The sequence below is a fragment of the Streptomyces sp. NPDC052079 genome (genome assembly GCF_040680275.1).
Classification (GTDB): Bacteria; Actinomycetota; Actinomycetes; order Streptomycetales; family Streptomycetaceae; genus Streptomyces.
This window is the reverse complement of sequence record NZ_JBFAWL010000001.1, coordinates 654,137-676,068: the sequence shown is the minus strand read 5'-3', so window position 1 is coordinate 676,068 and position 21,932 is coordinate 654,137. Positions and strand designations below refer to the sequence as shown.

Annotated in this window: 18 protein-coding genes, 2 tRNA genes and 1 pseudogene; 8 read left to right on the top strand and 13 right to left on the bottom strand. The window is 70.5% G+C overall.

Features of this window, described 5'->3' with window-relative positions:
* Positions 1 to 34: 34 nt before the first annotated feature.
* Together hisN and AB0L56_RS03260 are read left to right on the top strand one after the other, a co-directional pair.
* A complete protein-coding gene (gene hisN / locus AB0L56_RS03265) occupies positions 35 to 835 on the top strand; it encodes a histidinol-phosphatase (RefSeq protein ID WP_361029122.1) in 801 nt (266 codons plus the stop codon).
* A gap of 170 nt (positions 836 to 1,005) precedes the next feature.
* The gene (locus AB0L56_RS03260) at positions 1,006 to 1,407 is read left to right on the top strand and encodes a CBS domain-containing protein (protein ID WP_361029125.1); all 402 of its coding nucleotides are present in this window, start codon (positions 1,006 to 1,008) and stop codon (positions 1,405 to 1,407) included.
* A 73-nt stretch (positions 1,408 to 1,480) separates the two neighbouring features.
* Here the strand turns inward: AB0L56_RS03260 and AB0L56_RS03255 are convergent.
* Positions 1,481 to 2,931, bottom strand: a pseudogene (locus AB0L56_RS03255) (catalase).
* A 162-nt stretch (positions 2,932 to 3,093) separates the two neighbouring features.
* Here AB0L56_RS03255 and AB0L56_RS03250 point away from each other — a divergent pair.
* Positions 3,094 to 3,510, top strand: a complete 417-nt coding sequence (locus tag AB0L56_RS03250; RefSeq protein ID WP_190161507.1) for a Fur family transcriptional regulator — start codon at positions 3,094 to 3,096, stop codon at positions 3,508 to 3,510.
* Positions 3,511 to 3,614: 104 nt separating this feature from the next.
* On the opposite strand, the gene AB0L56_RS03245 is transcribed toward AB0L56_RS03250, so the two are convergent.
* From AB0L56_RS03245 to AB0L56_RS03230, 4 genes are all read right to left on the bottom strand, one after another.
* Positions 3,615 to 3,688 (bottom strand) — tRNA-Met (locus tag AB0L56_RS03245).
* A 77-nt stretch (positions 3,689 to 3,765) separates the two neighbouring features.
* Positions 3,766 to 5,577: a tetratricopeptide repeat protein gene (locus tag AB0L56_RS03240; RefSeq protein WP_361029134.1), complete on the bottom strand. Its 1,812-nt coding sequence runs from the start codon at positions 5,575 to 5,577 to the stop codon at positions 3,766 to 3,768.
* A gap of 223 nt (positions 5,578 to 5,800) precedes the next feature.
* A tRNA-Met gene (locus AB0L56_RS03235) sits at positions 5,801 to 5,874 on the bottom strand.
* A 56-nt stretch (positions 5,875 to 5,930) separates the two neighbouring features.
* Positions 5,931 to 8,891 carry a UPF0182 family protein gene (locus AB0L56_RS03230; RefSeq protein ID WP_365418327.1) on the bottom strand — a complete coding sequence of 987 codons (2,961 nt, stop codon included), beginning with the start codon at positions 8,889 to 8,891 and terminating at the stop codon, positions 5,931 to 5,933.
* Positions 8,892 to 9,033: 142 nt separating this feature from the next.
* Between AB0L56_RS03230 and AB0L56_RS03225 the strand changes: the two genes are divergently transcribed.
* A complete protein-coding gene (locus tag AB0L56_RS03225; RefSeq protein WP_361029140.1) occupies positions 9,034 to 9,576 on the top strand; it encodes a PPA1309 family protein in 543 nt (180 codons plus the stop codon).
* A 21-nt stretch (positions 9,577 to 9,597) separates the two neighbouring features.
* On the opposite strand, the gene AB0L56_RS03220 is transcribed toward AB0L56_RS03225, so the two are convergent.
* The 4 genes from AB0L56_RS03220 to AB0L56_RS03205 form a co-directional block, all read right to left on the bottom strand.
* Positions 9,598 to 10,692: a PDZ domain-containing protein gene (locus AB0L56_RS03220; RefSeq protein WP_365418325.1), complete on the bottom strand. Its 1,095-nt coding sequence runs from the start codon at positions 10,690 to 10,692 to the stop codon at positions 9,598 to 9,600.
* Between the two features lie 99 nt (positions 10,693 to 10,791).
* Positions 10,792 to 10,956 (bottom strand): hypothetical protein, encoded by a 165-nt coding sequence (locus AB0L56_RS03215; RefSeq protein WP_361029146.1) that lies wholly within the window; start codon positions 10,954 to 10,956, stop codon positions 10,792 to 10,794.
* Positions 10,957 to 11,126: 170 nt separating this feature from the next.
* Entirely contained in the window at positions 11,127 to 11,585 is a 459-nt protein-coding gene (locus tag AB0L56_RS03210) for a molybdenum cofactor biosynthesis protein MoaE (RefSeq protein WP_365418322.1), read from the bottom strand.
* 176 nt (positions 11,586 to 11,761) lie between these two features.
* On the bottom strand, positions 11,762 to 12,874 hold the full coding sequence (locus AB0L56_RS03205; protein WP_365418320.1) for an SDR family oxidoreductase: 1,113 nt from the start codon (positions 12,872 to 12,874) through the stop codon (positions 11,762 to 11,764).
* Positions 12,875 to 13,068: 194 nt separating this feature from the next.
* Here AB0L56_RS03205 and AB0L56_RS03200 point away from each other — a divergent pair, with 194 nt between their 5' ends.
* Positions 13,069 to 14,508, top strand: coding sequence for a zinc-dependent metalloprotease (locus AB0L56_RS03200; protein ID WP_365418317.1), 1,440 nt, complete (start codon positions 13,069 to 13,071; stop codon positions 14,506 to 14,508).
* Positions 14,505 to 15,032 carry an NUDIX hydrolase gene (locus AB0L56_RS03195; RefSeq protein WP_361029158.1) on the top strand — a complete coding sequence of 176 codons (528 nt, stop codon included), beginning with the start codon at positions 14,505 to 14,507 and terminating at the stop codon, positions 15,030 to 15,032. The genes AB0L56_RS03200 and AB0L56_RS03195 overlap by 4 nt, the downstream gene beginning before the upstream one ends.
* A 63-nt stretch (positions 15,033 to 15,095) precedes the next feature.
* Here the strand turns inward: AB0L56_RS03195 and AB0L56_RS03190 are convergent, their stop codons facing one another.
* The 4 genes from AB0L56_RS03190 to AB0L56_RS03175 form a co-directional block, all read right to left on the bottom strand.
* Positions 15,096 to 15,851, bottom strand: coding sequence for an AIM24 family protein (locus AB0L56_RS03190; protein ID WP_365418314.1), 756 nt, complete (start codon positions 15,849 to 15,851; stop codon positions 15,096 to 15,098).
* Between the two features lie 17 nt (positions 15,852 to 15,868).
* Positions 15,869 to 16,549: an AIM24 family protein gene (locus tag AB0L56_RS03185; protein WP_361029164.1), complete on the bottom strand. Its 681-nt coding sequence runs from the start codon at positions 16,547 to 16,549 to the stop codon at positions 15,869 to 15,871.
* A gap of 11 nt (positions 16,550 to 16,560) precedes the next feature.
* On the bottom strand, positions 16,561 to 18,285 hold the full coding sequence (locus tag AB0L56_RS03180) for a TerD family protein (RefSeq protein WP_365418310.1): 1,725 nt from the start codon (positions 18,283 to 18,285) through the stop codon (positions 16,561 to 16,563).
* A 138-nt stretch (positions 18,286 to 18,423) separates the two neighbouring features.
* Positions 18,424 to 19,017 (bottom strand): M48 family metallopeptidase, encoded by a 594-nt coding sequence (locus AB0L56_RS03175; protein ID WP_361029170.1) that lies wholly within the window; start codon positions 19,015 to 19,017, stop codon positions 18,424 to 18,426.
* A 225-nt stretch (positions 19,018 to 19,242) separates the two neighbouring features.
* On the opposite strand from AB0L56_RS03175, the gene AB0L56_RS03170 reads away from it, so the two are divergent.
* A complete protein-coding gene (locus tag AB0L56_RS03170; RefSeq protein ID WP_365418306.1) occupies positions 19,243 to 20,493 on the top strand; it encodes a TOMM precursor leader peptide-binding protein in 1,251 nt (416 codons plus the stop codon).
* Positions 20,486 to 21,853 carry an AarF/ABC1/UbiB kinase family protein gene (locus tag AB0L56_RS03165; protein ID WP_361029176.1) on the top strand — a complete coding sequence of 456 codons (1,368 nt, stop codon included), beginning with the start codon at positions 20,486 to 20,488 and terminating at the stop codon, positions 21,851 to 21,853. Before AB0L56_RS03170 ends, AB0L56_RS03165 begins: the two co-directional genes overlap by 8 nt.
* Positions 21,854 to 21,932 lie beyond the last annotated feature (79 nt).

Here is a 21,932-nt window from a genome sequence, read left to right as displayed (position 1 = left end):
CCCCGCACCGACCTCGGCAGATACCGTTCGTTGCATGCCCGACTACCTCAACGACCTGCGTCTCGCCCATGTCCTCGCGGACGCCGCCGACGCCGCGACGATGGACCGGTTCAAGGCCCTCGACCTCAAGGTGGAGACGAAACCGGACATGACGCCGGTGAGTGAGGCGGACAAGGCCGCCGAGGAGCTCATCCGCGGCCATCTCCAGCGCGCCCGTCCGAGGGACGCGGTCCTCGGCGAGGAGTACGGGGTGGAGGGCACGGGGCCGCGGCGCTGGGTGATCGACCCGATCGACGGCACCAAGAACTACGTCCGCGGTGTTCCCGTCTGGGCCTCGCTGATCTCGCTGATGGAGGCCGGTGAGGGTGGTTTCCAGCCGGTCGTGGGGGTCGTCTCCGCCCCCGCTCTCGGCCGGCGCTGGTGGGCCGCGCAAGGGCATGGCGCCTTCGCCGGCCGCAGTCTGTCGTCGGCCTCCCGGCTGCAGGTCTCGCGCGTCTCCAAGATCTCCGACGCCTCCTTCGCGTACTCCTCGATCAGCGGCTGGGAGGAACAGGGGCGGCTGGACGGCTTCCTCGACCTCACCCGCGAGGTGTGGCGCACGCGCGCGTACGGCGACTTCTGGCCGTACATGATGGTCGCCGAGGGGTCGGTCGACCTGTGCGCCGAACCGGAGCTGATGCTCTGGGACATGGCGGCCACCTCGATCGTCGTCACGGAGGCCGGCGGCACGTTCACGGGCCTCGACGGCCGCCCGGGACCGCACAGCGGCAACGCGGCGGCATCGAACGGGCTGCTCCACGACGAGCTGCTGGGGTACCTCAACCAGCGCTACTGAGCGGCGGCAGATCCGCGCGCACGCCCCCAACCCGCCGCACACGCCCTCTTGTTGACCCCCGCTTTGCCTGCCACTCTGAGAGTCCCCCCACTTGTGCATTTGTGAAATCGCGAACGAGCGGGCGTCCCCGCCCGTGACCTCGCGTTTTCCGGAAGGAGGTGGCTCCATCCATGCTCGTCCGTGACGCCATGAGCACCGTGGTCCTCACCATCGGCCCCGCGCACACGCTCCGACAGGCCGCCGCCCTGATGTCCGCCCGCCGGGTGGGCGCAGCCGTGGTCCTCGATCCCGACGGCACCGGCATCGGCATCCTCACCGAACGGGACGTCCTCAATTCCCTCGGGCTCGGCCAGGACCCGGACGCCGAGCGCGCCCACGCCCACACCACCACCGACGTCGTCTTCGCCGCCCCGGCCTGGACCCTGGAGGAGGCAGCGGTCGCCATGACCCACGGCGGTTTCCGCCATCTGATCGTCCTGGACCGGGGCGAGCCCGCCGGCATCGTCTCGGTGCGCGACATCATCCGCTGCTGGGCACCGGAGCGGCAGCCGGCCCAGCGGGTACCGGCGTAGTGACATGCGAGACGGGCCGGACCCCCTCAGGGGAGTCCGGCCCGTCGATCGACAAGGGCCTGCAGCGTCGACCTCAGCCGCGCAGGGCCTGGACCGCGGCCTCCAGTCGCTTGCCGAAGTCCTCGTCCGCCTGGCGGAAGTTGTTGATCGCGCGATCGGCGATGTCGTCGCGCGTGACCCCGGAGATGGCGTTCGCCAGGTTGGTCACCAGGCGCTCCTTCTCGTCCTCCGACATCAGCCGGTACAAGTTGCCCGCCTGCACGAAGTCGTTGTCCTCGGCGTGGACGGGCGTGACCGACTCACCGGTGACACCGCTGACCGGGACGGGCCGCCACGGCGAACGGTCCGTCTGGAACGGGCCGCCGAAGCTGTTCGGCTCATAGTTCTTCGCGCCCTTGTGACGGCCGTCGTACAGATAGCCGTCACGGGAGTGGGTGCGCGCCTCGGTGGCGTGCGGACGGTTCACCGGCAGGTGGTCGGCGTTGATGCCGACGCGGTAGCGGTGGGCGTCGCCGTACGCGAAGAGGCGGCCCTGGAGCATCTTGTCCGGGGAGGGACCGATGCCCGGCACGAAGTGGGCGGGGCTGAAGATCGACTGCTCGACCTCGGCGAAGATGTTCTCCGGGTTGCGGTTGAGCTCCAGCTTGCCGAACTCGATCAGCGGGTAGTCCGCGTGCGGCCAGACCTTGGTCAGGTCGAACGGGTTGAAGCGGTACGTGGCCGCCTCGGCCGCCGGCATCACCTGGACGTAGACGGTCCAGGACGGGAAGTCGCCGCGCTCGATGGCCTCGCGCAGGTCCCGCTGGTGGGAGTCGGGGTCCTTGCCCGCGAGGATCTCGGCCTCCTCGGCGGTCAGGTTCTTGATGCCCTGGTCCGTCTTGAAGTGGTACTTGACCAGAAGACCTCGCCGGCCTCGTTGTTCCACTGGTAGGTGTGCGAGCCGAAGCCGTCCATGTGGCGGTACGACGCCGGGATGCCGCGGTCACCGAACAGCCAGGTCACCTGGTGCGTGGACTCCGGCGACAGACCCCAGAAGTCGAAGACGTTGTCCGCCTCCTGCGAGCCGGTGTACGGGTCGCGCTTCTGGGTGTGGATGAAGTCGGGGAACTTGATCGCGTCCCGGATGAAGAAGACCGGGGTGTTGTTGCCGACGAGGTCGTAGTTGCCCTCCTCGGTGTAGAACTTCAGCGCGAAACCGCGCGGGTCGCGCACGGCGTCCGCAGCACCGAGGTTTCCGGCCACCGTGGAGAAGCGCAGGAAGGTCTCCGTCTGCTTGCCGACCTCGGAGAGGAACTTGGCGCGCGTGTACTGCGTGACATCGGCGGTCACCGTGAAGGTGCCGTACGCACCGGCGCCGCGGGCGTGCACCACACGCTCCGGGATGCGCTCACGGTTGAAGTGGGCCAGCTTCTCCAGAAGGAGCTGGTCCTGAACGAGGACCGGGCCACCGACGCCCGCGGTCTCGCTGTTCTGGTTGTCGGCAACCGGAGCACCGGCCTCCGTAGTAAGCGGTCCCTGCGTCACGTACGCCTCCTGCGTGAATTGCTGACCAAGGCCATGTGCTGACCAACCTGACCCTTGGCTAAAGCCGGGCTCGATCCTACAATGGACATTGTCTAAGTCAAGCAAGGCTCCAAAGTCACACCCGTTCGGGACCTGGTTCCCCCTGCTGTTAGGCTGGTGCCTATGAGCGACCTTTTGGACCGACTCCGCGGACGCGGATGGCGGATGACCGCGCAGCGCCGTGTCGTGGCCGAGGTCCTCGACGGCGAACACGTCCACCTGACGGCCGACGAGGTGCACGCCAGGGCTGTCGCCAAGCTGCCCGAGATCTCCCGGGCCACCGTCTACAACACCCTGGGCGAGCTGGTCTCGCTCGGTGAGGTGCTCGAGGTCGCCACGGACAAGCGGGCCAAGCGCTACGACCCCAACGCCCACCGCCCCCACCACCACCTGGTGTGCGCGCAGTGCGGCGCGATCCGCGACGTCCACCCGACCGGCAACCCGCTGGCCGACCTCCCCGACACGGAGCGCTTCGGCTTCACGGTCTCCGACGTGGAAGTGACCTACCGCGGCGTCTGCCCGAACTGCGCGGCGGCCTAGTCGACGATCCCCGGGCGGCGCCCGCGCCGGCCGGGGACGAGCTGCTTCCCACAGGGAAAACACCGAGGGCCGGAACCCTTTCGGATTCCGACCCTCGGTTTCAGTAGCGGGGACAGGATTTGAACCTGCGACCTCTGGGTTATGAGCCCAGCGAGCTACCGAGCTGCTCCACCCCGCGTCGACAAACGAAACTCTACGTCAACCCCCGCGACAGAAGCAAATCTCTTCCTCGGTAGCTGCCGACACCCCGCAGCGTCACGCCGACAGCTCCTCCCGCAGCGCGTCCCGCAACCGCGCGGCCCGCTCCGTCACCGCCGGAGGCCCCAGCGCCGCCGCCCGCTCGGCCCACCGCTGCCCCTCCGCCAGCTCCCCCCGCCGCGCATACACCAGCGCGAGCCGCAACGCCGCACGCCCGTGCCCCGCGTCCGCCGCCCGCGTCCACCACACCGCCGCCTCCGGCTCGCTCCCCTCCCGCGCCAGCAGCAGCCCCAGATTGAACGCCCCGTTCCGCGACCCGGCCTCCGCCGCCTCCCGGTACCACCGCGCCGCCTCGACGACGTCTCCCCGGGCCGCCGCGAGCATCCCGACCCGCACCTGCGCCCGCCGGTGCCCCTGCGAGGCCGCGCGCTCGTACCACTCCTCGCACTCGCTGCGCCGGTTCACCGGCTCCCCCAACTCGTGCGCCGGCTCCGGCGGCCTGCGGGCGTCCAGCACCGTCGCCAGCCGGTACGCGGCCTCGGCGCTTCCGCCGCCCGCCGCACACCGCAGGAACCGCTCGGCCTCGCCCTCCTCGCCGGCCCGCAGCCGCGCCATACCGACCTGGAGCGCCGCCTCCGTGTGCCCGGCCGCCGCCGCCCGCTCGTACCAGCGCAGCGCTGCCTCCTCCTCGCCCCGGCCGGCGTGCAGGATGCCGAGGTTGAACGCGGCGTCCACGCTGCCGGCCTCCGCGGCCTTGGAGAACCACGGCTCCGCACCGGTCTCGTCCCCGGCCCGCAGCAGCAGGATCGCCAGCGCGTTCGCCGCCTCGCGGTGCCCGGCGTAGGCGGCCCGGCGGTACCACTGCTCGGCCGGGGCCGTGCGGCCCTGGTCGGCGCAGAGCAGCCCGAGGTTGTAGGCGCCGTTGATGTCGCCGGCGTCCATCGCGGCCCGGTACCAGCGCTCGGCGGTCTGGGTCTCGCCCCGCTCGGCGTGCAGCGCGCCCAGCGCGTTGGCGGCGTTGCCGTCGCCGTCCCGCGCGGCCCGCAGCCACCACACGGCGGCGTTCTCGGTGTCCCCGGCGTCGCGCAGCAGGAAGCCGAGCGCGCAGGCCGCTCGTGCCTCGCCGTCCTTGGCGGACGTCAGGTACCAGCGGCCGGCCTCCTTGAGCTCGCCGCGCTTCTCCAGGATCGCCCCGAGGTGCAGCGCGGCCCGGCGGTGTCCCCGCGCGGCGGCCTGCCGGTACCACTGCTCGGCCTCCTCGAGCAGGGGGGCGCCGTCGTCGTCGGACTCCCGCGCGGCCTTGCGGTCCAGGGCACGGGCCAGCCGGTAGGCCCCTTCCCGGTGCCCCCGCTCGGCGGCGGCCCGCATCCAGCGCTCCGTCCCGGCCGTGTCCCCGCGGTGTTCCAGCAGGTCGGCAAGGGCGTAGGCGCCGAGCGCATGGCCCTGCTCGGCGGACTGGCGCAGCCAGTACTCGGCGGCGGGCTCGTCGCCGCGCTCGCGGTGGTGACGGCCGAGGGCGTGGGCCGCCGCCGTGGAACCGGCCACGGCGGCGATCCGCCACCAGCCGGCGGCCTCGTCGGGGTAGCCCCGCTGATGCAGCAGGACACCGAGGTTATTGGCGGCGGCGCGGTCGCCCGCGGCGGTGGCGGCACGCAGATGGGGTTCGGCTCCGTCGAGATCACCGCGGCGCAGCAGCATGGCGCCGAGGACGCTCATCGCCTCGATGTCGCCGGCCTCGGCGGCGAGCCGCCGGCGCAGCTCCTCCGCCGCCTCGTCGGCGGCCTCCCCGTCGCGAGGTTCCTCCCGGCGGGAGGACTGCACAAAACGCCCTGGCTCGTACAGAGTTGCCCTGTCCCCCATACCATCCATCGTCGCACCACCTGCAACCTGGGTACACCTGGTATACCGCAGTCAGTGAGGTCACTACAGCGTTTTGTCGACATGCCCACAGAGAGACAAGTCAAACACACATCCCCCAACTCCCGTCGGCGGCACGACCGTCGGGCGTCCGGGCACATGCGTTCGCACACCACAAAGGCCCGGAGTCCGTGAGGAATCCGGGCCTTTGGTGTCGCCGACTGCGCGACTTCAGTAGCGGGGACAGGATTTGAACCTGCGACCTCTGGGTTATGAGCCCAGCGAGCTACCGAGCTGCTCCACCCCGCGCCGTTGTGCTGCAACCGTAGCACGGCGCGAGGGGAGCTTCTGACCTGCCCTGCTTGCTAACTGCTCGGGCTCTTGTCGGGATCGGGACTGTTCTCCCCGCCGCCGGCGCCGCCACCTCCTGCGTCCGCCTGGGCCTCCTCGGCCTTGCGGAGCGCGTCCTCGAGGTCCTTCTGCGCCTTGCCGTAGGCCTCCCAGTCGTTGTTCTTCAGGGCTTCCTGGCCGGCCTCGAAGGCCTTCTGGGCGTCGTTCAGGGCCTCCTGGACCGTGGGGTTCTCGGTTGCGGGCGGTGGCTCGGTGCCCTCGTCCTCACCGGTTCCCTCGTCCTCGCCGGGTGGTGGCTCGACGGGCGTGCCCTCACCGGCGAAGACCTTGTCCAGCGCCTGCTCGAGGGTGTCCTCGAACGCCGTCTGGCCGCCGTAGGTCACCAGCACCTTCCGCAGCAGCGGGTACTTCAGTCCGCCACCGCGTACATAGACCGGCTCCACATAGAGCAGTCCTCCGTCGAGCGGCACGGCCAGGAGGTTGCCGTACTCGACCTCCGAGTCGCCGCCTCTCAGCAGCCTGATCGACTCGGCGATGTCCTGTTCGGAGTTGAACTGGCTCTGCACCTGTTTGGGTCCGGCGACCGTGGTGCTCGTCGGCAGTTTCAGCACTCTGATCTTGCCGTAGTCGTCGGTGCCGGGATCGGCGTTGACCGCCATGAACGCGCTGAGGTTGTCACGTCCGTTGGGGGTGAACGTCGTGGTGAGTGAGAAGACCTGGTCCCGCTGGTCGGGCATCTTCATGCTCAGGTAGTACGGAGGCACCGCGTCGCCCGTCTTGTTCGTCGGGTCGTCCGGCACCTGCCACACCTCGCTGCCGCTCAGGAACGTGTTGGCGTCCTTGACGTGGTAGCGGGTCAGCAGTTCGCGCTGCACCTTGAACAGGTCCTGCGGGTACCGCAGATGCGCCATCAGGTTGTTGGAGATCTCGCTCCTCGGCTCCACCGTGTCCGGGAACGCCTTCATCCACGTCTTGAGCACGGGGTCCTGCGTGTCCCACTGGTAGAGCTTGACCTCGCCGCTGTACGCGTCGACGGTCGCCTTCACCGAGTTGCGGATGTAGTTGACCTGGTTCTGCTGGGCCACCACCGCGCGCTGGTCGTTGGTGGCGGTCAGCGAGTCGGCCGTGGTGTCGCCGAGGGTCGTCCGGGACGCGTACGGATAGCCGTTGGTCGTCGTGTAGGCGTCGACGATCCACTGGATCCGGCCGTCGACGACCGCCGGGTAGGCGTCGCCGTCGATGGTCAGCCACGGGGCGATCGCCTCGACGCGCTCCTTGGGCGTGCGGTTGTACAGGATCCGCGAACCCTCGCCGATCGCGCCCGAGTAGAGGATCTGCGGCTCGCTGAACGCGGCCGCGTAGGCGGCCCGGTTGAGCGGGTTGGCGAGGTTGACCCCGCTGTCGCCCTCGTAGCTGTACGTCTTCTCCCCGCTGTCGTCGGAGTAGTCGATCTCCTTCTGGGGACCGCCGACGATCGAGTACGTGGTCGTCCGCTCGCCGTAGTAGACGCGCTGTTCGTACCTGCCGAGCTTGCCCTTTGACGGCAGGTCGGACTCGGTGAACTCCGGTCGGCCGCCGGACCCCACGCTGGTGCCCTCCGCGGCGACGACACCGTACCCGTGGGTGTAGCGGAAGTGGTCGTTGATCCAGTTCCGCTTGGGGATGCCGTTGAGGTTGAGCTCCCGCAGACCGATGACCGTGTCCTGGTCCTCGCCGTCGTTGTTGTACCGGTCGACGTCCAGGTTGGTCGGGAACGCGTAGTAGTTCCTGATCTGCTGGAGCTGCTGGAACGTCGGCGAGACGACGTTCGGGTCCATGATCCGGATGCTCGCCGTGTCGGAGACGTCCTGCCGCAGCCGGGCCTTGTCCCCGGTCTGGCTGGTGCCCGGGTACTCGGCGACGTCGGCGTCGTCGATGCCGTAGGCCTCACGCGTGGCCTTGAGGTTCTTCTCGACGTACGGCGCTTCCTTGGCCTGCTCGTTCGGCTGGACCTGGAACTTCTGCACGATCGCCGGGTAGAGGCCGCCGATGAGGATCGCCGACAGGACCATCAGACCGAAGCCGATGACGGGCAGTTGCCAGGTGCGCCGCCACAGGGTGGCGAAGAACAGCAGCGCGCAGATCACCGCGATGCAGAACAGGATCGTCTTGGCCGGCAGATAGGCGTTGGCGTCGACGTACCTGAGGCCCGTCCAGCTGTCGGTCGCCTTGAAGTCGCTGGACTTCACCGCGAGACCGTACCGGTCGAGCCAGTAGGCGACCGCCTTCAGTGCGACGAAGATCCCGAGGAGCACCGAGAGGTGTCCGGTGGCCGCGGCCGTGGCGCGCGCGCCCGGGCTGGTGATGCGCAGCCCGCCGTAGAGGTAGTGGGTGAGCGCGGCGGCGATCAGCGCCAGGATCGTGGTGGCGAAGCCGAAGCCGAGCAGGAACCGGTACCAGGGCAGGTCGAAGGCGTAGAAGGAGACGTCGAGCTTGAACTGCGGGTCCTTCTGGTCGAAGGACACACCGTTGACCCACATCAGCCAGGTGCGCCACTGGCTCGACGCCGAGGCACCGGCGATCAGGCCCACCAGAGCGGTGATGCCGAGCAGCAGCCACTTCTTGTACGGGGCGATGCCCATCCGGTACCGGTCGAGGTTCTGCTGCTCCATGGACATGGCGCTCAGCGGCGGCCGCATCCGGTGGGCCAGCCAGATGTTGAAGCCGACCGCGAAGGCCATCAGCAGACCGAAGACGAAGAACAGCCCGATCTTGGTCCACAGGGTCGTCGTGAAGACCGACGAGTAGTTGACCGAGCGATACCACAGCCAGTCGGTCCAGAACCCCGCGAACATGGTGAACACCATGCCGAGGACGGCCAGGACGCCCAGTGTCATGAGCAGGGTCCGGACCCGCCGGGACGGGCGGCCCACTCTGATCCGTGGCCCCGTCGGGCCTCCGCCGCGGTCCGGCATCTGGAAAGCCAAGGTAGGCACCTCGAAGTTCGCTGTTGAGTCGTCGGGCCCGCGGTGTCACGGACCGTCGTGGCCCCCCGTGTTCGTGGGCCCACACCTATGCAACTTACTCACGCTTTACTCGGTTCCCGATTCCAGTGAGGAACGAGAGAGGATTGTGACCATGTCCAACACACCCATGGCCGCCAACCCGCTCACCCGGGCCGTGCTCGAGATCGACGAGTACGCCGCCGGACTCGGCTGGGACCAGCCCGCCCGACTGTTCGCCCTCGTCGACACCGCCCGGCTGCGTGCCGAGCAGCCCTCGCTCGCGGGCCGGCTCGGTCCGGACGGCGAGCAGGAGACCACCGCCTTCACCCCGATCGAGCAGGACGAGATTCCAACGGGCAAGCCGCTGGACGAGTTCCTGGGCACCATCGCCTGGCCCGAGGCGGTGGCCGGCTGCGCGCTGACCGTGGAGCGGCTGATGCTGCCGCCGTCCGCCGAGGCGCAGGTCCCCAAGGACCTCGACGAGGCCGCGCTGACCAAGTGGGTGGCCGAGCACCCGGAGCGTCAGGAGGTCCGGATGACGGTCGCGGTGCTGCGCGACGGCGCCCGCGAGTCCGCTCTGCGACTGCGCGAGAAGGACTCGCCCACGGAGGTTCTCACCGGTTCCGACCTGGTGCCGGGGCTGGCGGAGGCGCTGACCGCGACGTTCGCGGAGTAGCGGCCCCTGCGGGGGAGCCGGTCAGGAGGCCGCGCACTTCGGCAGGCCGGCGGTGTCGCCGGAGCGGATGTCCGCCAGGGCGCCCAGGGCGTCGTCGATGGTGTCCACCTTCACCAGGGTGAGGCCCTCGGGGGTGTCCTTGGCGGCGGACGCGCAGTTGTCGGCCGGGGTGAGGAAGTACTGGGCGCCCTTGTTGCGCGCGCCGACCGTCTTCATCTCGATGCCACCGATCGGGCCGACCTCGCCGCTGTCGTCGATGGTGCCGGTGCCGGCGACGAAGGCGCCGCCGGTGAGGCTGCCGGGCGTGAGCTTGTCGTAGATGCCGAGGGCGAACATCAGACCCGCGCTCGGCCCGCCCACATCGGCGAGCTTGATGTCGATGCTGAACGGGAAGGTGTGGTCGGTTCCGGCGGAGATCCCGACTATGGCGCGCTCCTCGCCGGCGTCGTCGGAGGTCGTGGTGGTGACCGTGACCTTCTCGGTGTCCGTCGCCGTCCGCTTCTCCTTCTCGGCGGCGGCCTGCTCCTTGGCGGGCACGATCGTGAAGACGACGCCCTCGCCGGGCTTGTGCTCGGTCACCAGTTCGGCGACGTCGGCCGGCTTCTTCACCGGCTTTCCGTCGACGGCCTTGATCACGTCGCCGGCGTGCAGTTTGCCCTCGGACGGGGATCCCTTGACGACCGTGGAGACGATCACCCAGGACTTCACCGGGACGTCCAGCTCCTTCAGGGCCGCGACCTTGGCGCTCTCCTGGGACTGGCTGAACTCCTCGGCGTTCTCCTGGGTGGACTCCTCCTCCGTCTTGCCGTCGGGGTAGAGGGTCTCGTGCGGCACGACCTTGTTGTCGTGCGCGAGCCATCCGTAGACGGCCTCGACGAGGTTCATCCGGTAGTCGGCGCTGGTGACCCGCACCGTGGTCATGTTGAGGTGGCCGTCCGCCGGATAGGTATTCTTCCCTGCGATCTGCAACACCGGCTCGCCGTCGTGCTCGCCCAGCGTGTTCACCGTCGGCCCGGGCGACATCTCCGCATAAGGCACGGGAATGAAGACTCCCGCGCACAGGAGCGCGATCAGCATCAGGGTGGAGGCGAGCATCGTCGCGGTGCGGCGTGGCATGACTCGACAGTACGGGACGGGTCTGTCAGCGCACCGTCAGGGCCGCCCGGACGGGCGGCCCTGCTCGCGTTCCCCGCCGTGACCTGCTGCTTTCGTGCTTCAGCGGTCCGAGCGCGGCTTCTCCATGGCCTCGCGGAACCGGGCGTAACCGGTGAGTTCGGGACCATCGCCCGGTACCTTGCGGGTCCGGTTGGCCCAACTGCCCCACAGCCCCGCTCCGACAGCGGCCACCAGCGGAATCAGCAACCAGACAAGCGCCGCCATGCCGACCTCCCAACCCCATGAGCGTCCGCACCATTGACTGATCAGCAGATTAACCATCCGCAGTGACAACGCTCACGCCAGGGGTACGGTTACGCAACCGGAGTTCCGGGCCGTTCAGCAGGCGCCCACCCGCCCTCCCGTCTCCCGACCACCGCCCCTCAACGACGGCGCTACGCGCCGACCCATTCATCGGTCCCGTCGACGAACCGCTGGTGCTTCCAGATGGGCACCTCGTGCTTGAGGTCGTCGATCAGCTTCCGGCAGGCCTCGAAGGCCTCGCCCCGGTGCGGGCACGACACGCCGACGACCACGGCGAAGTCGCCGACCCGGAGATCCCCCACCCGGTGGACGGCGGCGAGCGCCCGTACGGGAAACTCGGCGGCGACCTTCTCGGCGATCCGCCGCATCTCGTCCTCGGCGCTGGGGTGGCACGAATAGCCGAGCGCGTCGACGTCGGCGCCCCCGTCGTGATTGCGCACGGTCCCCACGAACAGCGCCGTCCCGCCGGCCGCGTCGTCGCCGACCGCGCGGAGGACCTCGTCCACCGACAGCGGCGCGTCGCGGATCGCGATCAGCTTGATCGGGTCCTGTGCGGCCTGCTCACCTGGATGATCGTGCGTGGATGCCATGCCCCCATCGTGCCCCACCGCGACGACAAGGCGGAATAGAGCTATCGCCCGGGACGCGCGCGTGCCCTTCGGAGCCTCCTACAGAACGCCGGACGTCTCGGTGCTGGATCCGTGGCAGATCCGTGGCAGATCCGTGGAAGACACGCCCGGGCGGCACCCCGGTGCTCGTTGTCGGTCTAGATGCGCCGCCGCGCCTTCCGGGCCCGGCGCACCACCGCCGCCGCGCCCAGCAGGGCCACCGTCGCGCCCGCGGCGCCCGCTGCCGTGGCGTCCTTGCGCCCCAGCCTCCGGCCGGCCACCGTGTGCCGGCCGGACACCTCCTCGAGCAGCTCCGCGAGCACCTCCTCGTTGGTGTGCGCGGGCCGCCACCCGGCGTCGTGCAGCCGGCTCCCGCTCACCACCCACGGGTACATCGTGTACGCCAGGTCCCCGGCCGGGGACGGCGTGAGCCCGATCCGGTGCAGCCGGGCCGCCGCGCCGAGCGCGACAGCCGACGGCAGCTCCATCCGCCGGATCCCGCTGAGCTCCTCGACCTCCTCCTGCTCCAGCCATCCGTCGCAGCCGACGGCCAGCTCGCCGTCGACCTTCTCCAGCACGGCGTACTCGATCGCGCTGCACAGATCGTCGACATGGCAGAACTGCCACGCGGGCCGCGATCCGGCCACCACCAGCAGCCGGGGCGACTCGAAGTACCTGGTCAGCGCCGTGTCGGTGCCGCCGACCAGCACGGCCGGGCGGACCACGGTGACATTGAGGCCGGGATGCGCGCGCGGCGCCCGGCGCGCGAGGCGCTCGATCTCCAGGAGGTCGCCGACGCCCGTGGCCTCCGCCGTGGCGCGCAGTTCCGCGTCCTCGGACAGCGGCAGCTCGTTGTCGGGCAGCGCCCCGTAGACCATCGTGGAGGTGCACAGCACCACGCGGTGCACCCCGGCGGCCGCGGCGGCCGTCAGCACCGTCTGCGTACCGCGCACGTTGTAGGCCGTCCGGGCGGCGCCGTCGGTCTCCAGATCGAGGTCGAGCGCCAGATGGACCACCACGTCGGCCCCGCGCAGCTTCTCCGCGATGGCCGGATCCCGTACGTCCAGGATCTGCCAGCGCGCCTCGGCGCACTCGCCGCGCCGCTCGTCGATGGCGATGACCTGCTTGATCTCCTCCGAGGCGGCGAGCCGCGCGGTGAGCAGCGCGCCGACGCCGGACGCGGCTCCGGTGACCGCTACGACGGGCCCGCGCGCCGCGGGACTGGTTGAGTTGTTTCGCGCTGCGCGAACCTGCGGATCTGGGGAACTCACCGGGCGTCTCCAGCGGTTGTCTTCTGTACGAGCGCGAGCGACGCGTACGTACCAGGTGGCATCCATCCTGCCGCAGGCCTTCTGTCGGCGAAGCACCGAGGCCCGATCCGCTTCAGGTGTCTACGCTGGGTGGTGTTGTCGGGCAGCCGTGCCGCCGGAAAGAACCGGCGGCCCTACAAGCCGCGAGGAATCCCGTGAGTGACACCCCATTCGGATTCGGCCTTCCGCCGGAGGAGCCGGACGACGGCGACGAGGGCAAGAAGAAGGACCCGCAGAGCGGCGGTGGTCAGGGCCCGGCCAACCCGTTCGGTTTCGGCGTGCCCGGAGCCGGAGGCTTGGGCGGTCCGGGCGGCGGGGACAATCCGTTCGCCGCGATGTTCGGGTCTTTGAACCCGAACGACCTGGGCGCCGCGTTCCAGCAGCTCGGCCAGATGCTCTCCTACGAGGGCGGGCCGGTGAACTGGGACATGGCCAAACAGATCGCCCGGCAGACCGTCTCGCAGGGCACCGCGGAAGGGTCCAAGGACGCGAGCGTTGGCCCGGCCGACCGCAAGGCCGTGGAGGAGGCCGTCCGCCTGGCCGACCTGTGGCTGGACGACGCCACCTCGCTGCCGTCGGGCGCCAACTCCGCCGTGGCCTGGAGCCGCGCGGAGTGGGTCGAGGCCACCCTGCCCGCGTGGCGGGAGCTGGTCGACCCGGTCGCCGAGCGCGTCGGGACCGCGATGGGCGAGGTCCTGCCGGAGGAGATGCAGGCCATGGCCGGCCCGCTGATCGGCATGATGCGCTCCATGGGCGGCGCCATGTTCGGCACGCAGATCGGGCAGGCCGTCGGCGTGCTCGCCGGTGAGGTCGTCGGTTCGTCCGACATCGGCCTGCCGCTGGGCCCGGCCCGCCGGGCCGCGCTGCTACCGCTGAACATCGAGACCTTCGGCAAGGACCTGGGCATCCCCCAGGAGGAGGTACGGCTGTATCTCGCCCTGCGCGAGGCCGCCCACCAGCGCCTGTTCGCGCACGTCCCGTGGCTGCGCTCGCACCTGTTCGGCGCGGTCGACGGCTACGCCCGCGGCATCAAGGTCGACACCGGGAAGCTCGAGGACGTCGTCGGCCAGTTCGACCCCCAGAACCCCGAGCAGTTGCAGGAGGCACTCCAGCAGGGCATGTTCCAGCCGGAGGACACGCCGGAGCAGAAGGCGGCCCTGGCCCGTCTGGAGACTGCGCTGGCACTGGTCGAGGGCTGGGTGGACGCGGTGGTGCACGCGGCGGCCAAGCCCCGGCTGTCGTCGGCCGACGCGCTGCGCGAGACGCTGCGCCGGCGCCGCGCCTCGGGCGGTCCGGCGGAGCAGACGTTCGCCACGCTGATCGGTCTGGAGCTGCGTCCGCGCCGGCTCCGTGACGCCTCGCGCCTGTGGGCCTCGCTCACCGACGCGGCCGGGGTCGACGGCCGGGACGCCCTGTGGGCGCACCCGGACATGCTGCCGACGGCCACCGACCTGGACGACCCGGACGGGTTCGTGCACCGCGAGCACCTCGACTTCTCCGAGCTGGACAAGATGCTCGGCGAGGCGGCCGACAAGCCCGATTTCAGGAAGAAGGACGAGGACGAGGGCAAGAACGAGGGCGACGGCACCGAGTGAGCCTCTACGACGACGCGGTCCTCGTGCTCAAGGGGTACGAGGACCAGACGGAGCTGCGTCAGGACTATCTGGAGCATCTCGCCGCCCATCCGGACGGCGTGTGGAAAGCCTGTGACGCCGGACATGTCACGGCGAGCGCCCTGGTGATCGACCCGGAGCGCGGCCGGGTGCTGCTGACCCTGCACAGGAAGCTGCGCATGTGGCTCCAGATGGGCGGCCACTGCGAGCCCGGGGACGCCTCGCTCGCCGCCGCGGCCCTGCGGGAAGCGACGGAGGAGTCGGGCATCCCTGGTCTGACGCTGCTGCCCGGTGGACCCGTGCGTCTGGACCGGCATCCGATCCCGCCGCCCTGCCACTGGCATTTCGACGTCCAGTACGCGGCCGTGGCCGCGCCGGACGCCGTGCACGCGATCAGCGACGAGTCCCTCGACGTGCGCTGGTTCCCCTACGACGAGGTCGCCGACGTGGCCGACGAGTCGGTGATCCGGCTGGTCGGGGCGACCCGGGCCAGACTGGGCGTCTGAGACACGCGTAAGGGGTGCCCGCAATTGGCGGTCACCCCTTACTCCTGTCCCGGTTCGGTCCGGTCAGCTCCAGACGTTGCCCTGGTTCTGGCCGCGGGCACCCTGCTGCCCCATGCCGTACTGCGCGGCGAGACCCGAGCCGATCTGGGCGTTCTGCGGCGGCAGCAGTTCGCTGGGCTGGATGAGCGCGAAGCCGCTGCCCATGAAGCTCAGCTCCCAGCCCTCACCGGTGCTGCCGCGGCGCCGCCACACCCCGGAGGAGTGGGTCTGCGCCTGCATCTGCACCCGCAGGGAGGTGGACCAGGCGACGATCGCGTCGGCGTCGCAGTTGACGTACTTGTCCGGCGTCACCTGCATCAGCAGCGGCATGCCGGAGGTCATCAGGGCGACCTTGCCGCGCCCGGTGATGTTGAGCTGGTACTTCCCCGAGCCGGAGATGCCGTACAGGCTGTCGACGGCGATGACCTCGTGGTGCAGTGAGGAGTCCATCGCGAGCACATAGCTGCTGTCGACCGTCAGCCCGTCCCCCTCCACCTCCATGATGTGGATGCGCTGGGCGAGGTTGGCGAGGTAGACGGTGCCCTGCCCGTGGCAGCGCATCAGGTCGAGTCCCTCACCGGTGTGCGCACCCGCGCGTGACGCGCTGCTGCTCTGGAACTCGGCGTCGAACTCGACGAGTCCCTGGTAGGCGACCATGGTGCCCTTGCGGGCGAGGACGTCGTCGTGGCCCTCGAGGCCGACGCGGAGCATCTGCTGGTTCTGCAGGCTCCAGCGATCCTGGGTCTGCTGTTCGTTGAAGGCGAAAAGCGGGCTCTGCATGATGTGGTTGCTCCCCCTCAGCCCCGGACCCGGAGACGGTCGGTGCTGTCCTCACTGGGCTGGACGACGACGATGCCCTGACCGGAGAAGGCCATCTGGTAGGCCTCGCCGCTGCCGCGGCCGATCAGCGACTGGGCGCGGAAGCTGCGCTTGCCCTTCACCTTGAGGTTCGGGGACCAGGCGACCAGGGCGTCAGGGTCGACGTACGTCTCGTCTTCGCCACCGCCGCAGTCGACGACGATCGGCTTGCCGCGCGAGGTCAGCGCGACCCAGCCCTGCCCGGAGATCTTGGTGTTCCACAGGCCCTGCCCGGCGAACTTCGCCAGGCCCTTGACCCGCTCCACACCCCAAGTCAGATGGGCGTCGAAGGCGAGCAGATTGGTGGCGTTGACGGAGATGGCGTCGCCGTTGAGGTTGATCACGACGACGTTGGCGCCGTAGTCGGCGAGGTAGAGCAGGCCGTCGCCGGAGCACTTCATCAGGGGCGCGCCCTCACCGGTGAGCCAGTCCTTGGCGATCTGGCGGACGGCCGGCGGGTTGGGCTCGTACTGCACGAACCCTTCGTAGGCGACCATGGAGCCGACGCGCGCGAGAAGATCGTGGCCGGTCTGCATGGCGACCTTCAGCATGTGGTTGCCGTGGTTCTCCATGCGGGCGGTGACGGGGGCGGGGGCGTAGCCCGCGAGTGGCTGGTTCATGACGGGCTCCCTCAGATCTCGTACGGCTGGACGACGATGAAGTTTCCTGGTGCGCCGCGGAACTGGAGGTTGACGCTCTCCCCGGTGTCGCCGGGGTAGGCGTTGCGGCGCATCCTCACCTGGCTGGAGACGACCACCTGGGAAGCGGCCGACCAGGCGACCACGGCGTTGCAGTCGGCGAACGTGGTGGGCGTGACCGGCAGCACCACGGGCGTGCCGTGGGTCTTCACGACGATCGTGCCGGTGCCCTGGAACTGCATCGTGAACAGCGCGCCGCCGGGGATGCCATGTCCCTCGATGCGGCGGACCTCGTACTGGAGGGTCTCGTCGAAGGCGAGGACGTTCTCCGCGGAGACGCACACGGCGTCGCCCTGGAGCTCGATCGGGTGCAGCATCGTGGAGTTCTCCGCGAAGAACACCTGGCCCTGGCCGGTGCAGCGCATCAGCTGCATCTCCTGGCCGGTGGCGTTGCCCACGATACGGCCGGAGAACCCGGCGCCCTTGTAGCTGAAGTCGACCTTGCCCTGGTAGAGCACCATGCTGCCCTGACGGGCCAGCACGGGCGTCCCGCCGATGCCGAGGTCCGCGCGGACGAGCTTCTTGTTCTGCTGTGTCCAGCGCTGTCCGGTGGGCGTCTCCTTGAACTGCTGGAGCGCGCCCATGACGCCGGGGCTCTGCGGTGCGCCCTGGGGCATGCCCTGCGGAGCCGTCTGGGGAGCGCCGTAGGGGGCCTGCTGGTGGGGCACCTGTCCGGGCGGGGGCTGCTGTCCGTAGCCGGGAGGGGGCGTCGGCTGTCCGTAGCCGGGCGGCGGGGCGGGGGCCTGCGGTGCCTGCGGCTGCCCGTAGCCGGGCGGCGGGGCGGGCTGACCGTACGGCGGCTGCTGGCCGGGGGGCGCGGGCGCCGGCGCCGGGGGCGGCACGGGGGAGCCGCCGGGCGGGGTGCCCATGGGCGCGACGATCGTCGGCGCGGAGTGCACCGGCGGGGCGGAGGGAGCGGGCGCCGGAGGCGGAGTGGCGCCCAGAGGCGGGGCGAAGCCCTGTGCGGCGGGCTGGGGCGCGGGGGCCGGAGCGGGCGCGGGGGCCGGGGCGGGCGCGGGGCCACCGGCGGGCGCGCCGAAGGCGGGCGGCGCGGCGGCCTGGGCGGGGGGCGCGAAGCCGGGCGTGGCTCCGCCGGCCCCTGGCTGCTGCTGCGCGGCGGCCGGCTCGTCCTCGGCGACCTCACCGCCGAAGTTCCTCAGCAGCGCGTCGAGCCCGCCGTCGAAGCCCTGTCCGACGGCGGCGAACCGCCAGACGTCCTTGAAGTAGAAGTCGCCGAGCATCACGGCCCGCTCGGTGGAGAACTCCGATCCGCTGAACGGGTAGCGGGCCACTTCCTCTCCGCCCGCGACGATGCGGATGTATCCGGGGCCGACCTGGGACATCTGCCCGGCGCCGTCGATGGTCGCCGTGAAGGACAGCTTCTTGATCTGCTGCGGGATCCGGTCCAGCGTCACACGGAAGGACTCCGTGTCCCCCGCCTGAGCGCCCAGGAGCTGTATGGACTCCTCGGGCGACTTCGGCTGGTTGAAGAAGACGAAGTAGCGGTCGTCCGAGAGCCGTTCGTCGGCGTCGAGACCGAAGCAGCTGATGTCGAAGGTCAGCCCCGGGCCGGAGATCTGCACACCTACGTACAGATCCGTGCCGGCGGTGAGATCACTGATCCTGGCCTTGTGGCCGCGTTGGAATTCCCTGGCCATACGTACGACCGTCCCCCATCCCGAATGTGAGTGCGTCGCGCCAGGCTAACGGCAAACTCCGGCACCGGATGAAGTCGGTACAGACCCGGTACACAACGCGTGCACGGGCCTTATGGTGCGCTCATCCCGGTACGGTGCTCACGCGTCGCGCGCACCCGGCACGTGCGGCAGCCGGTCGGCCGCGACGACACCTTCGAGATAGCCGCGGGCCCGCTCCGTCCTGGGATACGCCTCCAGCAGCCGCCAGAAGCGGGGCCCGTGCCCGGGCACCAGCAGATGCGCCAGCTCATGACAGAGGACGTAGTCGACGACGTAATCGGGCATGCCCTGCAACCGGTGCGACAGACGGATGCTGCCCTCGGACGGGGTGCACGAGCCCCAGCGCGTGTTCTGGTTGGTCACCCAGCGCACCGAGGCGGGCCTGGCCCGTCCGTCGAAGTACTGTTCCGACAGGCGTCGGGCGCGCTCGGCCAGCTCCGTGTCCCCGAGCGCGCGTTTGCTCTCCTGGGCGGCCAGCTTGTCGAGCATGACGCTCACCCAGCGCTGCTCCTCCGCCTCGGACATCCGGGCGGGGATGAGCACCACGGTGCGATCGCCCTCGCGGTACGCGGAAACCGTTCTGCGCCGACGGGCGCTCCTGCGGACCTCGATCGCGCTCGCCCGTGAGCCGTTCGTCGGCTGGCTCGTGCTGCGCTGTGACGTTCCGGAGCGGTGCAGTGGGTCGGCGGACACGCCCCGACCGTACCCGCTGTGCACGGGGAAGTCTTGGCTCCGGGACGGTTCCCTGTCGATCCCCCCACCGTGCGCCGGATTTGTACGACGAATCCGGGCGCCTGTGGACAACTTTCGGCGGCTTTCGCCGGGTCCCGGCATGCTGGCATGTGTCGGCCGAAGCGCGACCGGGCCCGGCCGGCCACGGGAACGATCCGGACGATCCAGCAGATACGGGGGCCTGTCATGCATCCGATGGTCAAGCCCGCGCTCAGGCGCGGCTGGCGCGATCTCAACACCGTGCAGTTCGGGATGACTCCGGCCCACGCGCTGACGCTGGGCCCGATGGACACGGCGACGGGCAGCTTCCTCGACCTGCTCGACGGCACCCGCGGCCTCGATCTCCTGCGCGAGGAGGGACGGCGCATGCATCTGCCCGACGGTCATGTCGACCTGCTCGTACGGCGGCTGTCGCGGGCCGGGCTCCTGGACGACTCCCAGGGCGGCGGGCCGGACGCCGACGCCCTGCGCGAGAAGCCCGAGATCCTCGACCGGCTCCGTCCCGACCTTGCCTCCCTCGCCCTGACCACCTCCGAACCGGGCGATCCGCTGCGCCGGCTGGCGGCGCGTCGCAGTATGCGCGTGCAGGTGCGAGGCGCGGGCCGGGTGGGCGGGGTGCTCGCGGCGCTGATGTCGGGAGCGGGAGTGGGCGGGGTCGAGGTGCGGGACGTCGGACGGGTCGAACCGTGGGACGTCGCGCCCGGCGGGCTGCCCGCCGAGGCCGTCGGCGACCTCAGGGACGAGGCGGCCCGCGGCGCGGTGCGCCGGGCCGCACCCGGCCGGCCGCCGCGCCGGAGCGCCCGGTCGCCCCTCGACGGGAGCGACCCGGGGTTCTCCCTGGTGGTTCTCGCCCCGCGGGACGACGTCGCCGTGTACGCGCCAGATCCGTCCGCCGCCGAAGGTCTGGTGTCCTCGGGAACTGCGCATCTTCACGTCGGTGTGGTGGAGGGAACCGGTGTGGTCGGCCCGCTCGTGCTGCCCGGCGAAACGGGCTGTGCCGGCTGTCTCCAGCAGGACCGCGCCGACCGGGACCCGACCTGGCCCCGACTGATCGCCCAGTGGCGCTCCGGCCGGCAGCGCAGAGTGGGAGCCTGCGATCTGGCACTGGCCACTACGGTGGCGGGACTGGCGGCCGCACACGCGCTCGCCTTCCTGGACGGCGCGGTTCCGTCCAGCGCCGGTGCACGCTGGGAGGTGTCCGTTCCCGGTCTGCACTGGCGTACACGGCCGGTATGGCCGCATCCCGCCTGCCCATGCGGGGCCGCCGGACGAGCCGCGGAGCAGGGCGAGGGACGCAGCCGCGAGAAAGGTAAGGGAGAACACACCCCCGGAGGCGGGGGGTCGCACGACACAATGGCCGTGCACGGGTCGTCGGAGACGGTGCGCCGACTGGCGGACACGGAGCGGCCGGCAGGTATTTGGAGGGCGCATGTCTGATCTTCCGCGGAAGGCGGTCACCCGAACCGCCAAGCTGGCCGCGCTCCCGCTCGGCTTCGCCGGGCGCGCGACGTGGGGACTCGGCAAGCGGATCGTGGGTGAGTCCGCGGAACTCGTCGGCCGCGAGCTTCAGCAGCGCACCGCCGAGCAGCTCTTCAAGGTGCTCGGCGAGCTCAAGGGCGGGGCGATGAAGTTCGGCCAGGCCCTGTCGGTCTTCGAGTCGGCCCTGCCGGAGGAGGTCGCAGGCCCCTATCGCGCGGCGCTGACCAAGCTTCAGGAGGCGGCCCCTCCGATGCCCACCCGAACCGTTCACGCGGTGCTCGCCGAGCGGCTGGGGGAAGGCTGGCAGAAGCTGTTCCTGGAGTTCGAGGACAAGCCCTCCGCGGCGGCCTCCATCGGCCAGGTGCACCGGGCGGTCTGGCACGACGGCCGCGAGGTGGCGGTCAAGGTGCAGTACCCGGGCGCGGGAGAGGCCCTGCTGTCCGACCTGAACCAGCTGAGCCGCTTCGCCCGTCTGCTGGGCCCGCTCGTCCCCGGCATGGACGTCAAGCCGCTGATCACGGAGCTGAAGGACCGTGTCTCGGAGGAGCTGGACTACGGGCTCGAGGCCCAGGCACAGCGGGCCCACGCCGAGGAGTTCGGCGGGGACCCCGATGTCGTCGTACCGGACGTGGTCCATCAGTGCGAGCAGGTGCTGGTCACCGAGTGGATGGACGGCATCCCGCTGTCGGAGATCATCTCGGACGGTACCGAGGCACAGCGCGACCGGGCCGGCCAGCTCCTGGCGCGCTTCCTGTTCTCCGGCCCCGCCCGCACCGGTCTGCTGCACGCCGATCCGCATCCGGGCAACTTCCGTCTGCTGCCCGGCGGTCCGGAGGGCGAGGACGACTGGCGCCTCGGCGTACTGGACTTCGGCACGGTCGACCGCCTCCCGGGCGGCCTGCCCGAGCCCATCGGCGAGGCCCTGCGCATGACGCTGGACGGCGAGGCCGAGGCCGTCTACGAGATGCTCTGCTCGGAGGGCTTCGTCAAGGAGTCCATAGAGCTGGACCCCGACGCCGTCCTGGAGTACCTCATGCCGATCATCGAACCGGCACGGGCGGACGAATTCACCTTCAGCCGGGGCTGGATGCGGAGCCAGGCGGCCCGGATCGCCGATCCCCGTTCCCCCGCCTCCCAACTGGCCAAGCAGCTCAACCTTCCCCCGGCCTATCTGCTGATCCACCGGGTGACCCTGAGCACCATCGGTGTGCTCTGCCAGTTGGGGGCGACGGTGCGGCTGCGGGAGGAACTGGAGGAGTGGCTCCCGGCGTTCCTCCCGGAGGAGCCCACCGAGGAGGAACCGGCCGCCCAGGCCTGACCCGGACGACAACGCCGCGGCGGACGGGCCGTCCGCCCCAACGGACTGCGGGGGCCGGTCCGTTCACACGGACCGGCCC

Bases quoted from the DNA above. Each gene is read 5' to 3' on its own strand.
- hisN (WP_361029122.1), top strand. From the start codon at position 35: ATGCCCGACTACCTCAACGACCTGCGTCTCGCCCATGTCCTCGCGGAC.
- AB0L56_RS03260 (WP_361029125.1), top strand. From the start codon at position 1,006: ATGCTCGTCCGTGACGCCATGAGCACCGTGGTCCTCACCATCGGCCCC.
- AB0L56_RS03250 (WP_190161507.1), top strand. From the start codon at position 3,094: ATGAGCGACCTTTTGGACCGACTCCGCGGACGCGGATGGCGGATGACC.
- AB0L56_RS03240 (WP_361029134.1), bottom strand. From the start codon at position 5,577: ATGGATGGTATGGGGGACAGGGCAACTCTGTACGAGCCAGGGCGTTTT.
- AB0L56_RS03225 (WP_361029140.1), top strand. From the start codon at position 9,034: ATGTCCAACACACCCATGGCCGCCAACCCGCTCACCCGGGCCGTGCTC.
- AB0L56_RS03220 (WP_365418325.1), bottom strand. From the start codon at position 10,692: ATGCCACGCCGCACCGCGACGATGCTCGCCTCCACCCTGATGCTGATC.
- AB0L56_RS03215 (WP_361029146.1), bottom strand. From the start codon at position 10,956: ATGGCGGCGCTTGTCTGGTTGCTGATTCCGCTGGTGGCCGCTGTCGGA.
- AB0L56_RS03210 (WP_365418322.1), bottom strand. From the start codon at position 11,585: ATGGCATCCACGCACGATCATCCAGGTGAGCAGGCCGCACAGGACCCG.
- AB0L56_RS03190 (WP_365418314.1), bottom strand. From the start codon at position 15,851: ATGCAGAGCCCGCTTTTCGCCTTCAACGAACAGCAGACCCAGGATCGC.
- AB0L56_RS03185 (WP_361029164.1), bottom strand. From the start codon at position 16,549: ATGAACCAGCCACTCGCGGGCTACGCCCCCGCCCCCGTCACCGCCCGC.
- AB0L56_RS03180 (WP_365418310.1), bottom strand. From the start codon at position 18,285: ATGGCCAGGGAATTCCAACGCGGCCACAAGGCCAGGATCAGTGATCTC.
- AB0L56_RS03170 (WP_365418306.1), top strand. From the start codon at position 19,243: ATGCATCCGATGGTCAAGCCCGCGCTCAGGCGCGGCTGGCGCGATCTC.
- AB0L56_RS03165 (WP_361029176.1), top strand. From the start codon at position 20,486: ATGTCTGATCTTCCGCGGAAGGCGGTCACCCGAACCGCCAAGCTGGCC.